Source organism: Pseudomonas sp. YQ_6 (assembly GCF_043103245.1).
Taxonomy (GTDB): Bacteria; Pseudomonadota; Gammaproteobacteria; order Pseudomonadales; family Pseudomonadaceae; genus Aquipseudomonas; species Aquipseudomonas alloputida.
Genome location: NZ_JBICJR010000035.1, coordinates 49561 through 64250, shown reverse-complemented (window position 1 = coordinate 64250; position 14690 = coordinate 49561). Strand labels below are relative to the sequence as shown.

The 14690-nt window shown below is 62.0% G+C and carries 12 protein-coding genes; 3 read left to right on the top strand and 9 right to left on the bottom strand.

The window, feature by feature from the left end; translation table 11 throughout:
• Window positions 1–100 precede the first annotated feature (100 nt).
• The 3 genes from ACF8FG_RS11515 to ACF8FG_RS11505 are packed head-to-tail and all read left to right on the top strand — an operon-like array spanning window position 101 to window position 1719.
• The gene (locus ACF8FG_RS11515; protein WP_010952107.1) at window positions 101–781 is read left to right on the top strand and encodes a class I SAM-dependent methyltransferase; all 681 of its coding nucleotides are present in this window, start codon (window positions 101–103) and stop codon (window positions 779–781) included.
• 6 nt (window positions 782–787) lie between these two features.
• The gene (locus ACF8FG_RS11510) at window positions 788–1486 is read left to right on the top strand and encodes a lipopolysaccharide kinase InaA family protein (RefSeq protein ID WP_014589791.1); all 699 of its coding nucleotides are present in this window, start codon (window positions 788–790) and stop codon (window positions 1484–1486) included.
• Window positions 1486–1719, top strand: coding sequence for a hypothetical protein (locus ACF8FG_RS11505; protein WP_014589792.1), 234 nt, complete (start codon window positions 1486–1488; stop codon window positions 1717–1719). The genes ACF8FG_RS11510 and ACF8FG_RS11505 overlap by 1 nt, the downstream gene beginning before the upstream one ends.
• A gap of 106 nt (window positions 1720–1825) precedes the next feature.
• Here ACF8FG_RS11505 and ACF8FG_RS11500 read toward each other — a convergent pair whose 3' ends face one another.
• The 9 genes from ACF8FG_RS11500 to ACF8FG_RS11460 form a co-directional block, all read right to left on the bottom strand.
• Window positions 1826–4870: a multidrug efflux RND transporter permease subunit gene (locus tag ACF8FG_RS11500; RefSeq protein ID WP_070383491.1), complete on the bottom strand. Its 3045-nt coding sequence runs from the start codon at window positions 4868–4870 to the stop codon at window positions 1826–1828.
• Window positions 4871–4882: 12 nt separating this feature from the next.
• Complete coding sequence (locus ACF8FG_RS11495; RefSeq protein WP_014589794.1) at window positions 4883–6031, bottom strand: efflux RND transporter periplasmic adaptor subunit; 1149 nt, start codon at window positions 6029–6031, stop codon at window positions 4883–4885.
• A 218-nt stretch (window positions 6032–6249) separates the two neighbouring features.
• Window positions 6250–7347, bottom strand: coding sequence for a DUF1513 domain-containing protein (locus tag ACF8FG_RS11490; RefSeq protein WP_318078890.1), 1098 nt, complete (start codon window positions 7345–7347; stop codon window positions 6250–6252).
• Window positions 7348–7349: 2 nt separating this feature from the next.
• Window positions 7350–8414 (bottom strand): imelysin family protein, encoded by a 1065-nt coding sequence (locus ACF8FG_RS11485; protein ID WP_070383492.1) that lies wholly within the window; start codon window positions 8412–8414, stop codon window positions 7350–7352.
• Between the two features lie 19 nt (window positions 8415–8433).
• On the bottom strand, window positions 8434–9861 hold the full coding sequence (locus ACF8FG_RS11480; RefSeq protein ID WP_135198691.1) for a di-heme oxidoredictase family protein: 1428 nt from the start codon (window positions 9859–9861) through the stop codon (window positions 8434–8436).
• 109 nt (window positions 9862–9970) lie between these two features.
• Window positions 9971–10357 carry a hypothetical protein gene (locus tag ACF8FG_RS11475; RefSeq protein ID WP_014589797.1) on the bottom strand — a complete coding sequence of 129 codons (387 nt, stop codon included), beginning with the start codon at window positions 10355–10357 and terminating at the stop codon, window positions 9971–9973.
• Between the two features lie 13 nt (window positions 10358–10370).
• The gene (locus tag ACF8FG_RS11470) at window positions 10371–10853 is read right to left on the bottom strand and encodes a hypothetical protein (protein ID WP_014589798.1); all 483 of its coding nucleotides are present in this window, start codon (window positions 10851–10853) and stop codon (window positions 10371–10373) included.
• A 141-nt stretch (window positions 10854–10994) separates the two neighbouring features.
• Window positions 10995–12329 carry an imelysin family protein gene (locus ACF8FG_RS11465; protein WP_014589799.1) on the bottom strand — a complete coding sequence of 445 codons (1335 nt, stop codon included), beginning with the start codon at window positions 12327–12329 and terminating at the stop codon, window positions 10995–10997.
• A gap of 158 nt (window positions 12330–12487) precedes the next feature.
• Entirely contained in the window at window positions 12488–14539 is a 2052-nt protein-coding gene (locus ACF8FG_RS11460) for a bifunctional diguanylate cyclase/phosphodiesterase (RefSeq protein ID WP_014589800.1), read from the bottom strand.
• Window positions 14540–14690 lie beyond the last annotated feature (151 nt).

Genomic DNA, 14690 nt, shown 5'->3' with positions numbered 1-14690 from the left:
TATCAGGTCAAATAGTGCTCAACGTTTTTTTCACATTGGCATGACCTGATTCCAACGCTTGCATGACTAGTGTGGGCGCAATGGAGTCAGGAGATGCCCAATGCGTAGCCCCATCAAGCTTGAATTTTCCGAGAAGTACGACAAAGACCATGCGCGCGAGTACTTTCTCAAGCACCAGGACGGCCTGGCGCGACGCCTTTCCCACAAGCGAGATGAGCAGTTGGCGCGCCGCGCCTTGGCATTGGCGGGCGAGCCTGGCCTGGTACTCGACCTGCCATGCGGAGCGGGCCGTTTCTGGCCGCTGTTGGCGGAAAAGCCCAATCGGGTAATCATCGGTGCCGACAACTCCGAGGCCATGATCGAGACAGCCTGTGCGGCGCAACCGCCAGAAGTGGTGGCACGGGTACGGCCTTTGCAGACTTCTGCATTTGCCATCGACCTGCCAGACAACGCCGTGGACAGCATTTTCTGCATGCGCCTGTTCCATCACATTGGCGAGTCGGCGCACAGAAAGACCATTCTTTCGGAATTTCAACGGGTTAGCCGTGATAGTGTGATCCTTTCCCTGTGGGTGGATGGCAACTTCAAGGCCTGGCGGCGGAAAAAGCTTGAGCAACGCCGTAGCGCCAAGGCCGAACAGGACAATTACCAGAACCGTTTCGTGTTACCTGCCGAAACGGTCGAAGAAGAATTCAGGGCCGCCGGCTTCAGAATCCAGGAACGCCTCGACTTCCTGCCGTTCTATGCCATGTGGCGGGTCTATGTATTGCGTAAGGGGTAGTGTTTGATGGCTGTAGCCCATAAAGGGGAAGCGCAGTTCGATTTTTACTGGCGCCAGCAAGGCGAGTGGGTCGAGGAGCCTAACCAGCGCCGCGGCGGCGAGAGTGGCGTGCAACGCCTCAACGATGTCGATGGCAAGCTGTTGTATGCCAAACGCCAGGTTGGGCATATCTACCGCAGCCTGTTGCACCCTTTTGGTCGGCCGACCGTGTTGCGTGAACTCGATGCGCTGAACAGTTTCGAGCAGTTGGGCGTGCGTGTACCGCGCATCGTCTTCTGTGGTGCGCAGCGCGATGCCGAGCACCAGTGGCGCGCGCTGCTGGTCAGCGAAGCGCTGGACGGTTTTGTCGAACTCGACACCTGGCATGCCGAAGGTGCCCGCGAGCGTTACCCGCAGGTGGTGCATGAGCGCATGCTCAAGGACCTGGCGGACAACCTGGCGCGGATGCACCTGGGGCACTGGCAGCACGGCTGCCTGTATGGCAAGCACGTATTCATCAAGGTAATCGGCGAGGGCGAGCAGGCCCGGGTCGAAGTGGCGCTGCTGGACCTGGAAAAGTGCAGGCGGCGTATCAGCTGCCAGCGGGCGGCCGGCAATGACTTGCGTCAGCTGCGCCGCCATTCGTCGCTCAATGACGCGGAATGGCGGACGCTGCTCTACTTTTACAAGATGGCGTTTGGCAGCGCTGTCAAAGGGTTAGAGTAATGAAACTAGAAATTGCTCGAGCTTTGTTCCTGGTAGCTGGCCTGGCGGTGACCACCGTGGCGGTGGCTGCCTGGGAAGAGCCGAGGCCAACCGTGTTCAGCAAGGCTGAGATGGCAGAGCAGTGCGCGTTGCCGCGGGATGCAAAACCGCAGCAGCAGGCCCGGAGCGAGCCGGACCAGGACCTTTTGCTGTTCCTGTTTGGCCTGCGTCAAGGGTTGCGGTCACAGGGATGAACCCTGCGTTAGCTGGAAAAGCCAGAGGCCTCGCGATTGCGGGGCCTTTGGTTTTTTGCGTCTGCCTTGCCGGCCTCTTCGCGGGCAAGCCCGCCCCAAGGTCGGTTCAAGCGATTGCAGGTGCCTTGGCGCTCGCCTTGTGCGCCAGCAGGGTGTAGATGCACGGCAACACAAACAAGGTAAACAGCGTGCCAATCGACATCCCGGTGGCAATCACCATACCGATGTCGAACCGGCTGACCGCTCCTGCCCCGCTTGCCAGAATCAGCGGCACCATGCCGAACACCATAGCCGCAGTGGTCATCAGCACCGGCCGCAGGCGAATGGCCGCAGCTTCCTCGATCGCTTCGCGCACACTCAGGCCACGCTCATCGCGTAGCTGATTGGCGAACTCGACGATCAGGATACCGTGCTTGCTGATAAGCCCGATCAATGTCACCAGCCCGACCTGGGTGTAGATGTTCATGCTCGACACACCCAGGAACAGCGGCAAAAGCGCGCCACAGATGGACAACGGCACTGTCACCAGAATCACCAACGGGTCGCGGAAGCTTTCGAACTGTGCAGCCAGCACGAGGAAAATGATCGCCAGCGCCAGGCCGAAGGTGACCCACAATGCGCTGCCTTCCTGTACATACTGGCGGGCCGCGCCGGCGTAGTCGAAGGCAAAGCCTTCCGGGGCCTCTTCGCGAGCGATGTCCTGCACGGTCTTCAGCGCCTCGCCCAGGCTGACCATGGGCACGCCCTGGATGATCGCAGCGTTCAGTTGCTGGAATTGGTTGAGCTGGCGTGGGCGAGCGCGGTCGGTGAGGGTGATCAGGGTGGACAGCGGCAGCAACTGGCCCTGGTCGTTCTTCACGTAGTAGTTGTTCAGCCAGCCGGGGTTGTCGCGGTAAGACCGTTCAACCTGGGCGATCACCTTGTAACTGCGGCCTTCAAGGGTGAAACGGTTGATTTCCGCCTCGCCCAGCAGGGTCGCCAGGGTGCCGCCGAGGGTGTCCATCGATACCCCCATCTGCGCCGCCTTTGCCCGGTCGATGTCCACCACCACTTCGGGCTTGTCGAAGGCAAGATCGATATCGAGGAAGGCGAACTTGCCCGATTCCTGAGCGCGCGTCTTGATGCGCTGGGCCACGTCCAGCAGTGCCGGGTAGTCGCCAGCGGTATTGATTACAAACTGGAATGGCAAGCCCTCGCCAGTGCCGGGCAACGACGGCAGGTTGAAGCCGAAGATCTGCAGCCCGCTGATTTCCTCGAGTTTGGCCTGCACCAGCGGCAGTAGCTCCATCTGTGTGCGTTCGCGCTCGTTCCAAGGCTTGAGCAAAAAACCACCGATACCGGTCTGCACGCCGTTGAAGCCGTTGATCTGAAACGACGAGTAATACTCGGGGAAGGCCTTGAACAGCGGTGTGAACTGGTCGGTGTAGGCGTTGAGGTAGTCGAGGTTGGCCGGTTGAGGCGAGCTGCTCATCATGAAAATCACCCCCTGGTCCTCGTTGGGCGCCAGTTCGTTCTGGGTGAATTTGAGCAGCACCGGGATCAGGCACAGGATGATCACGGCAAACACCAGCACCACCGGCCGGCTGTCGAGGGTGGCGTGCAGCACACGCTGGTAGCGCCCTTTCAGGCGTTCGAACAGCTGGTCGAGGCGGTGGGCCAGGCCGCTCGGGTTCTGCTCCCGGCGCAGCAGCAGGGCGCACATCATCGGTGACAGGGTCAGGGCAACGATACCGGAAATGATCACCGCCCCGGCCAGCGTCAGGGCAAACTCCTTGAACAGCGCGCCGGTGAGCCCGGTGAGGAAGCCGATCGGTGCATACACGGCGGCAAGGGTGATGGTCATGGACACCACTGGCATGGCAATTTCGCGCGCGCCTTCCAGGGCTGCGTCGAACGGCGACTTGCCTTCTTCCATGTGCCGGTGAATGTTCTCCACCACCACAATGGCATCGTCCACCACCAGGCCGATGGCCAGCACCATGGCGAGCAGGGTCAGCAGGTTGAGCGAGTAGCCCATCATCTGCATGAAGAACAGTACACCGATCATCGACAGCGGTATGGTCACCACCGGAATCAGTACCGAGCGCAGGGCACCGAGGAACAGGAACACCACCACGATGACGATCAGCACCGCTTCGCCCAGGGTCTTGATCACTTCGTCGATCGAGGCCTGGATGAACCGCGTGGCGTCGTAGGCAATCGACACTTTCAGTGCCGAGGGCAGCTGGCTTTCCAGCTCAGGCATGATGCGCCGCACTTCCTTGATGACATCCAGTGGGTTGGCGGCCGGGGTGGCTTTGATGCCGATATAGACCGACGGGGTGCCGTCGAACGAGCTGACCGTGTCGTAGTTTTCTGCGCCCATCTCGACCCGCGCCACATCGCCCAGCAGCACGCGGCTGTCACCGCTGGTCTTGAGCGGCAGGGCGGCGAACGCCTCGGCCGACTTCAGCTCGGTGCTGGCGTTGACGCTGGTGACCACGTATTCGCCTTTCACCTCGCCAGCAGCGGAAAGGAAGTTATAGCGGCGTACGGCATTGGTCACGTCGGTAGCCGAAAGGCCGAAACCGGCCAGCTTCACCGGGTTCAGCCAAAGGCGCATCGCGAACACCTGGTTGCCGAGGATCTCCGCCTCGGCCATGCCCGGCAAAGTGGCCAGCTTGGGCTGGATAACCCGTGACAGGTAGTCGGTGATCTGCGGGTTGCTCATTTCCTTGCTGTAGAAGCTGACGTACATCAGCGCCGAGGCGTCGGCAGCTTCCTTGCTCAGTACCGGGTCTTCGGAGTCCTGGGGAAGCTTGTTACGCACCTCATTGGCCTTGGCCAGCAGCTCGGTGAACAGCCGGTCGCTGTCGGCGCCAATGCGCGCGTAAATGGAAATGATCGAGAAGTTCTGCCGGCTCACCGAGGTCATGTAGTCAATGCCTTCGGCGCTGGCCAGGCTTTGCTGCAATGGCTGGGTGATATAGCCCTGAATGGTTTCGGCGTTGGCCCCGGGGTAGGCGGTGGTGACCGTAATCAGGGCGTTTTCCATTTGCGGGTACTGGCGGATCTGCAGCTTGTTCCAGGCCTGGAAGCCGAGCAGCAGAATCAGCAGGCTGACCACGCTGGCCAGCACCGGGCGGCGGATGAACGGGTCGGTGAACGCCATGTCAGCCTCCTGTCAGTCCTTGGCCGCTGCGCCCGGTTCGGGCATGAGGGCGTTGTCCTGGCCAATGCGTATCGCGGCACCGGGTGTGAGTTTCAGCTGCCCGGCGGTGACCACCTGTTCCCCGGCCTGCAGCCCTTCGCGGATCACAACCACGCCGTCTCGGCGCTCGCCAGTTTTTACCGTGCGCTGTTCGGCGATCAGTTGGGGTTGGCCCTTGTCGTCGTATTCCGGTTTGCCGTCCTTGTCCTTTTTCGGTGAGGCGACATACACCGAGTTGCCATACAGGGTGTAGGTAATGGCGCTTTCCGGCACCACCACTTGCGGTTGCGGGTTGGGCAGCAGGATCAACAGGCTGGCGAACATGCCTGGCAGCAGTTTGCCGTCGGGGTTGGCCATGGTGGCGCGTATCAGCAGGTTGCGCGTGGTTTCCTCGACCTTGGGGTTGATGGCGCTGAGGCTGCCGGGGAAGCGCTGACCCGGGTAGGCGGCCACTTGCACCAGCACCTGCTGGCCCAGGCTTAGTTGTGGCAGCGCCTGTTCCGGCACGTTGAAGTCTACGTACAGGCTGGACGTGTCTTGCAGGGTTGCGATCACAGTGCCGGCGGCCAGGTACTGGCCGATGTCCACCTGGCGGATGCCGATGGTGCCGCTGAAAGGTGCATTGATGCGTTTCTTGATCTTCTGCGCCTTAAGCTGCTCGACCACTGCCTGGTTGCGCCGGTACTGGGAGGAAAGGCGGTCGAACTCGCCGCGGGAGATGGCCGAATCGCCCACCAGCTGGCTGCCACGGCCGAAGTCGACCTTGGCCAGGCCCAGGTCGGCCAGGGCGGTACCGAGCAGGGCTGTTTCCTGATCGTCGTTGAGCTGCAAGAGCAGTTGCCCGGCCTTGACCTGCTGGCCTGAGTCGAAGTGCAGGGATTTGACGATGCCTTCCACCTCCAGGCTCAGATCCACGCCCTGCAGCGCCTTGAGGCTGCCGACAGCGGGCAGGCGCTCTTGCCACGGGCGCTGTTCGGCCATGGCAGCTGCCACGGTGATGGGTGGCTTGGGGGCAGTGAACATCTGGATCTGCTGGTAGATCGAGAAGGCTTTGTAACCCCCCAGGGCCAGCACGATCAGCAGAACCACGGCCAACATGATGAGCATGCGGCGGCGCAGCATAGGTCCGGTTCCTTGGATGCAGTTGTTATTCGCTTCTACACGACAACGGGCGATCCTGCCCACGTGTGAATGGGGGAAGTATTGACTGTTTTTCGGGAGGAGGGGTGTGAAATGCCTGTGCCGGCCTTTTCGCGGCTAAAGCCGCTCCTACAGGGACCGTGTAGAACCCTGTGGGATCGGCTTTAGCTGCGAGAAGGCCAGTGAGTGCAACAGAAAAATCAGACGAGATGCAGGTGGTTGTCCCAGAAGCCGGACGGCAGGTTCATCGGTTGCCCGACCAGTTCGGCCTTGCGGCAATCGTAGAACCGGCAGCGGCCCTGCCCGGAGGTGACGACAAAGCCGTCCTTCACCGCGCCAACGCCTGCGCAGTCGGGCATCGGGGCATCCAGCCGCACCGCGCCGCTGTCCAGGTCCCAGACGAACAGGCGGTTGGCCCGCGGTGCAGTCAGCGCCATCAGCCGCAGCTCGCTGTGGATGGCAACGCTCGCGGTGTATTGGGCCATGGCTTGCAGTTGCCGCTCCGGCACCGGGAAGGCCTTGAAGGGCTCGCCCGGGCGCTTGATCGCCAGCAGCTCGGCAGTTTCATCGGCATCGCCCATGAACTGCTGGCAGGCGGCGATGGTGCCATCGCTGGCCACTGCCAGGTGTCGCACGCTGTTCATCTGCTGGGCCAGGGTTTCCTTGCTCAACAGGGTGCCGTCGCGCTGCATCAGCACCAGGCTCGGTTGCATGGCGTCGAGGTTCATCTCGACACGGCTTTCGGCTTCGGTACGGATACCGCCGTTGGCCACGACCAGCGTTTCGCCGTCAGGCAGCCAGGCAACCTCGTGCGGGCCGATACCGTGGGTCGGGATCTCACCGGTGTGCACCAGGCGTTCGCCTTCGAAACGGTACACGCCAAGCACGCCGCGGCCTGGGTCGGTGGTGTCGTTCTCGGTGGCATACAGCCATTCGCCGCCTTTGTGCACGACGGCGTGGCCATAGAAGTGCCGGTTCGGTTGCGAGGCTACCGTTTGCAGCAGGCGCCCGTCACGCAGGTCGATCAGGTAGCTTTCGGTACCTGGGCGGCGGGCGACGAACAGGGCGATTGGTTGCTCGGGGTGGTGGATGATGGCATGGCAACGCTGAGCGACCTGTGTGCTGAACACCTGTGTACCGTCCAGGCGAAAACCTACGGCATAGTGCTGGCCGTCGCCGTTGTCACGCGCCGAGAGCAGCAGGGGTTCGCTGCCTTTGCTGCGGAACAGGCTCCAGCCGCCCAAGGTGAGGGCACTGAGCAATACGCTACCGAGTTTGAGTGCCTGGCGTCGCAGCATGATCAGTCACCGTCGTTGGCATTGAAGCCCAGCTGGATGTTCAGCGCCTTGGCCAGATCGCCTTCGTGCAGGCGGTGGACGACGTTCAAGCTGTCGTAGATCTGGTTGAGGGTTTGCTGGCCGGCGTCGTCGGCCAGCAGCTCACCGAGCGTTTTCTGGTTGTCGGCCAGTAACTTGAGCGAGGTAGCGTAGGCGGCGTCGATCTTGTCCGCCAGCGCTTTCTGATCGCTGGGCAACAAGCCGCGCAGGCCTTGGTTGTCTACCCCGACCCAGACGGCTTCGGCGGCCTTGAGGCTGGCCTGCAGGCTGTTCATCGAGTTGTGGCTGCGCCAGGCCTCGGCCTGCAGCGGCTGCGGGATGCCCTTGCTCTGACGGCCCATCGGTGCGCCGAGCTTCTTCTTCAGGGTGTCCAGGGCGGTAACCTGGGCGCGCAGCAGATCGGCGATAGCCTCGTGGGAGTCGGCATAGCGCTGGTTGGGGAACTTGGTCATCTGCGAAAGCATGCCATCGGTGCTGTTCCAGCCTTTGAGAATCTCCTCTGCCAGGGCTTTCTGGTGTGCGCCGATGGCCACCAGCAGCGGGCAGTAGCGGGCTTTCTGTTCGGCAGTGGCGATGTCCGGCTTGCTGTCGAACAGGATGTACTCATAGGCCGACAAGCCACGCACCACTACGCTGGACTTGCCCAAAACCTCAGCATCAACTGGCTTGTCGCCGTTGACCAGTTGCTCGACCTGACGGCCGACCAGGTTTTTCTTGTCGGGCCAGAATTGTACCTGCCAGGCGCGGTTGCCTTCGGCCAACGGACCGACCAGCAGCGGTTGCAGCTCGGCCCAGGCTTTTTGTGCGTTGAGGAAGTCGGCGCGGGCTTTTTCCAGGCTTTCCTTGCCTTCGCAGTAGGCCAGGGCGCTGGCAGCCAGCGTACGGTCGGCTTCGACCCAGCGGCTGTAGGTAGGGAGGATCACCTGGTTGGCGATGGCGGCGGAGGTCACTGCTTGCGGGTCTTGTGGCGAGCAGGCACCGAGGGCGAGTGCGGCGAGGCTGGTGAACAACAGTTTGGGTCGGAACATGCCCGGCTCCTTTGCGCGTTTAAAGTGAGTTCAGGAACGCGAGCAACGCAGCGCGCTGCTCGGCATCGAAAGTGAGTACGAAATTGCGTGCCGCCTCGGCTTCGCCACCGTGCCACAGCACGGCCTCAAGCAGGTTGCGGGCGCGGCCGTCATGCAGGAACTGGCTATGGCCACTGACCGTTTCGCTCAGGCCGATGCCCCACAGTGGCGGCGTACGCCAGTCCTGGCCGTTGGCGGCGAATTCGGTGCGCTCGTCGGCCAGCCCCGGGCCCATGTCATGCAGCAGCAGGTCGCTGTAGGGGCGGATGACCTGGTTGGCCAACGCGGGTTCGGTGGCGTCGGCGGCGGTGGTGAACTGCGGTGTGTGGCAACCTTGGCAACCCGCCTGGTAGAACAGGTTCTTGCCCGCCAGTACCTGTGGCGAGCCGACGTCGCGGCGGGCCGGCACAGCCAGGTTGCGGGTGTAGAACGTGACCAGGCGCAGGATGTTGTCGCTGACTTCTTTCTCGCCATCGGCACCGTCGCCGTTGGGCGCAGCCAGGCAGCCGGTTTGTGCCGGGGTGCAATCGTCGTTGGGCAGCAGGGTGCTGGTCAGGCCCATGTCGCCGGCAAAGGCGTGCACGTTCTGCTGGTTGACGTTGGGCTGCCCGGCTTTCCAGCCGAAGCGGCCGATCACTGTTTTGCCCTGGGCGTCGTCCCACACACGGTTGGCCCGCCCGCGGATACCATCGCGGTTACGGTCGTCCGGGTCTTCGTTGGCCAGCAGGTCGGCTTCGGGGATCGCTTCAAGCAGGCCCAGGCCGATCATCGGTGGTGCCACCCGCGCAGAAAAGCGCGTGTCGGGGTGCATCACTCCATAGCCGAGCTGGGTGATTTGCAGGGCCGGCTTGCGCAGCTCGACCTGGTGGCCGTCCTTGAATGACACGGTTTCGCGTGCGTAGCTCACCCGCACCTTGCCTTCGGGCGCCACGCCGGGGACGGCCATGTCCTGCAACTGGGTGCCGTAGACGGGCTCTGGCACCACGCCAAGGCGCTCGATCACTTTGGCCAGGTAGGGTTGGTCGGGGAGTGACAGGCGCACCAGCATACCCACGGCGTTGCTGTCGCCCGGCTCTGGCGGGTGGCCACGGCCGTCGCGCACGTGGCAGTTCTGACAGGCGTTGGTATTGAACAACGGGCCCAGACCATCACGCGCGGTGGTGGTTGACGGTGCGATCACCCAGGGGTTGCGAAAGAAGCTGTTACCCACGGCGAAGTCCAGGCGCTGCTCTGGCGAGAGGTTGGCCGAGGGCAGGGAATAGGCACTGCGGTCGCTGCGCTGCACGGTCGCCTGGCCACCCGACAACGCTTCGCCGGGCTCGGCGTGGGTAAAACGCGGGGCGTCGTCACAGGCGGCCAAGGCCAGGGTCAGCAGCAGGGGAGGGAGTCGGGACAGCGACAAGGACATCTAGAATCCTGGGCGTGAGCGAAAAACCGGCGTGCAGCTTAGCAGGCCCAGGATCATTGAATAAGAGCAATTTGCGTTTGCTTGATGAAATCGCTGCGAGCGCGGTTGGTCAGGCCAAATAGAGCATGAAGTGTCGGTTGACCAGGTTGACGATCAGGTTCTTGTTGCCGCCACCGCGATTATCGCCGGTGACTTCGATCACTTCTTCGCTGGTGTATTCCATGGAGGAGGCGGTAATGCACTTGATTGCGTCCATGTGCGCAGGTTGCCAGTAATCCTGGAATATCCAGATGCTGGTGTCGGCAGACGGGCCGAGGATCAGGCGCAAGGCCTTGTGGTTCTCAGTGGATCTGCCGATCCACGGGATGGCCAGCGAGCCATTCCAGACGTGCTGGGCGCCGACTGCCAGGCTGTTGCTGCGGTTTTCACCGTCGATCAGGGTCAGGGTATAAGGCGTGTTATTGGCGATGGAGCGCAAGTAGGTGACGTTGGCCATGTAGTGTTTCCTTTCAATGTTCAGTTTTCGGGCGTGGTAACGGGCTGGTCGGGGCGCGATAGACATAGGCCGCGAGCAAGGTGATTTCGTTGAACGGAGGGTCGAGCTCGGCTGGATGAAAGCGTCCGAGCAGCTGCATCCCTTGGTCGATGGCGACTGCCTCGAACATACGGCGGTCAGTTTCGTTGGGGTCGTACAGGTAGATCTTGCCGTGGCGGGCAACTACCCGGCACATTTCCTCGGCCACATGCCGGGTGATCGGAGCGCCCATCAGCGTCACGTGAGGGACTGCATGGTCGTCGAGGGGAAAATCCGGAGCATCGTATTCCCATACGACGATGAGGTTGGGAATGTGCCCGCCAGCGAACGGCCCGTTGGAGATGAGCTGGCCAGCCTTGTTCAGGTTGTACGCATCGTTGAATCCGGTGATGAGGTCTTCCCCATTCATGCGCTGGACGATTCGGCCTTCGCCCCAGACATCAAGAATCTGCAGCACTGTGCCTCCTGTTAGGTTTGATCGAAGGCCTACAGGATGAGCATCTGCGCGCACGCCAGGCAGCGGGAAGCGTTTTACCCGGCAGCAAACGAAAACGCCCGGCACAAGGCCGGGCGTTCGCGATGAAGCGCTACAGCAGGATCAGAACTCGTGATCCGCAGTGTCCGGGTTCAGGTTGGCAATGCCCAGCTTGCCCGCGGCCTGCTCGATCGACCCGGTCTGCTTGACCAGGGCGGCGATGGCGTCCCGTACAACCTGGTTGCCGGCAGCGTTGTCGGCGGCGATCAGTTGGTCGTAGTGCTCGCCTTTGAGGGCATGGTCGACGATCACCTGAAGCTTGGCCTCGGTGGCTTCCAGATCGGCCTTGAGGGTTGCATCGGCGGCCGGGTCAACCTTGGCGACCAGCGACGACAGGCTAGGGCCGGTCAACTTGGTGCCGTCCGGGCGGGTGTACTCGCCCAGGTAGACGTTGCGGATGCCCTTGGCGTCGTAGAAGTGCGAGTAGTGGGTGTTGTCGCTGAAGCAGTCTTGCTCGTCTTCCGGCGAGTTGGCTTCCAGCGAAACTTTCATGCGCTCGCCAGCCAGTTCGCCCAGCGACAGGCTGCCCATGCCGAACAGCATCTTGCGCAGGCCGTCGTTGACAGGCTCGGCTTCCAGCTTGGCGCGGTAGTTGTCGGCGACGTTCGGTGCCCAGTTGCCGACCATCTCTTCGAGGTCGGTGACCAGCAGGTCGGTAACCGCTTTCAGGTAGGCGCGGCGGCGGTCATTGTGGCCGCCGGTAGCGCCCTGGCCTTCCAGGTAGTCGGATGCCGGGCGGTTGCCAGCGCCAGGGCCGGTGCCGTTCAGGTCCTGGCCCCAGAGCAGGAATTCGATGGCGTGATAGCCCGTGGCGACGTTGGCCTCGGAGCCAGCCAGCTCGTTCAGGCTAGCCAGTTTTTCGGGGGTAATGTCCTTGACGTCGACCTTCTCTTCGCCCACCTGGATCTCGGTGTTGGCGATGATGTTGGCGCTGGCCCCCGGGTTGCCCAAGGCGTGCTCGTAGCTCTTGTCGACGTAGTCGATCAGGCCTTCGTCCAAGGGCCAGGCGTTCACCTGGCCTTCCCAGTCGTCGATGATGGTGTTGCCAAAGCGGAAGGTTTCGCTCTGCAGGTACGGTACGCGCGCGGCGAACCAGGCTTCCTTGGCGGCTTTCAGGGTTTCGTCGTTGGGCTTGGCCAGGAACGCGTCGACTGCGGTCTGCAGCGTCTTGGCAGTGCTCAGCGAGTCGCTGTACACGGCGTAGACCATGTCGGTGTAATGCTTGACCACGGCTTTGCCGGCTGCTTCGTCGACAGCCCCTGACGCAACAGCGGTGGTGGCGGCAGCAGGTGCCTGTGCTTGCGGCGCGGCGGCTTTTTCGTCCTTGCCTTCACCGCAACCGGCGAGGGCGATGGCAATGGCCAGCAGACTGGCGGAGGCCAGAGGCATTCGAATCATTATTGGTTTTCCTGCATCGTGTGGTTGGACCAAAGGGGTGGACCGTGCGCCGTGGCACGCAAAACTACAACATCATGCGAAAGATTTGCATTTGCTGTAAAGGGGCGGGCGCGCAATTCATGAAAATCAGGGGCTCGGCCTGTAACCGGGCAGGTGCCTCAGGACACCGAAACCCGGTTGCGTTGCGCTTGTTTGAGGAAATGGGTCAGTTCACGGGCCGAAAGGGGCTTGCTGTAGTGGTAGCCCTGGCCCTCGTGGCAACCCTGGGCCACGATGTAGGTTTCCTGCTCGGCCGTTTCCACGCCCTCGGCGATCACCTGCATCCCCAGGCTCTTGCCCAGCTGGATGATGGCGCGAACGATGGTGGCGTCGTCATCGTCGTCGAGCAGGTCCTGCACGAAACTCTTGTCGATCTTGATCTTGTCCAGTGGCAGCGACTTCAGATAGCTGAGTGACGAGTAGCCGGTGCCGAAGTCGTCGATGGCAATCAGCGCCCCGGAGCGGCGCAGGCTCAACAGGTGCTGGGCGGCGGTGCTGATGTCTTCCATCAGGCCGGTTTCGGTGACTTCCAGTTCCAGGCTGCGCGGTGGTAGGCGATAGGCTTGCAGCAGGTTGTTGACCACCCGTGGCAACTCGCTGTGGTGCAGTTGCACGGTAGACAGGTTGACCGCCATGCGCAGGTCGCTGAAGCCTTGGTCGTGCCATTCGCGCAGTTGCCGGCAGGCCTGGTCAAGCACCCATTCGCCGATGCTGATGATGCTGCCATTCTGCTCGGCCAAGGGGATGAACTGGTCGGGTGGCACCATGCCCAGTTCCGGGTGCTGCCAGCGCAGCAGGGCCTCTACGCCAACCACTCGGTGGTCGCGGTAGCTGATCTGTGGCTGATACACCAGGTACAGCTGGTTGCGAGGCAGGGCTTCACGCAGGTCCTTTTCCAGTTCGCGACGGCGACGCATCTCGCTGTCGACGCTGGCGATATAGAACTGGTAGCGGTTTCGCGAGCGGGCCTTGGCCAGGGTCATGGTCTGTTCGGCTTTCTGCAGCAGTTTTTCGGTGCTGTCACCGTCTTCGGGGAACAGGGTGATGCCGATGGTCGCACGCAGGCGGATTTGCTCGTGGTCGAGGTCGAACGGTACTTCCAGGTCATCAAGGATGCTTTGCGCCAGTTCGGCAGCCTCGTAGGGCTGTTCGATATTGGCCTGTACCAGGGCGAACTGGTCGCCGCCCAGCCGCGCCAGAGCGCCCAGGCGGCCGCTGTGGGCGCGTAGTCGATCGGCCAGGGCCAGCAGCAACTGGTCACCGACCTGGTAGCTGAATTGTTCGTTGATACCCTTGAAGTCGTCCAGGCCAACGCACAGCACTGCCACACGGTGCTGCAGGCGGCCGCCGTCGACGAGGATCTTGTCCAGTTGCTGCTGCAGTTGCTGGCGGTTGGGCAGGCCGGTGAGGAAGTCGTACTGGGCCATGCGCTGCAGGCTGTTTTCCGCCTCGTGACGCAGATGGGTGTTGCGCTCGATCGAGGCCAGCAACTGGTTGGCGGTGTTCACCCACAGGCCCAGTTCGTTTTTCTCGTGGCCCTTGAGCAGCGGTATCTGGTGCTGGCTGGGGCGGTCAGGGTTGATCTGGGTGAGGTGCTCGATGATCTTCGACAGCGGTTTTGTCAGCAGCCAGTGGTAGACCAGGTAGAGCACCAGGCCCATGGCCATGGCCCGCAGCACGCCGGATATGAAGATGATCACCGCGTTGATCAGGAAATCTTTGCCGTAGGAGGAGGTATCGAGGGTAATGCTGAGGTCGCCGTAGTATTCGCTGTAAGGGCCACGGCCGACCAGTTGCGTGGTGTAGGTGCGCTCCTGGCCGAGGATGAGGTCGGTGAGCCAGCGCATGGACATGTCCTGCAGCGGGCGGGACTTTTCTGCCAGCATGGTTTCGTTGGGGTGGCCAATGGAGGCCATGCGCACTGATTCGTCCTGGAACAGGCCTTCCATGACCTGCATGCCCATTTCACGGTCGAGGCTGTAAACCGCCTGGGTCGAGGGATCGCGGAACATGTCGAGGATGCGCTGGGCATCGTTGTCCACGGCCTGGCGGGTCTTGTAGGTGTCATAGATGATTTGCGCACAGCTGAGCACGACGCCAACCGCCAACGCCGACAGCAGCACGACCCTGAGCAACTTGACCGACAAGCTGTTCCGCAATTCCAGCTTCAATGGGGTTTCCTTAATCCATGCGCATGGCATCATTTTGCCATCAACGATGACGATACACTACCGGCCGATCATGAGCAGTGTATCGGTTGCCTGACCCCGCAACTTGAATGCGCTGTATCAATCTTCCAGAGGTTTGATGTTAGCGCGCTAT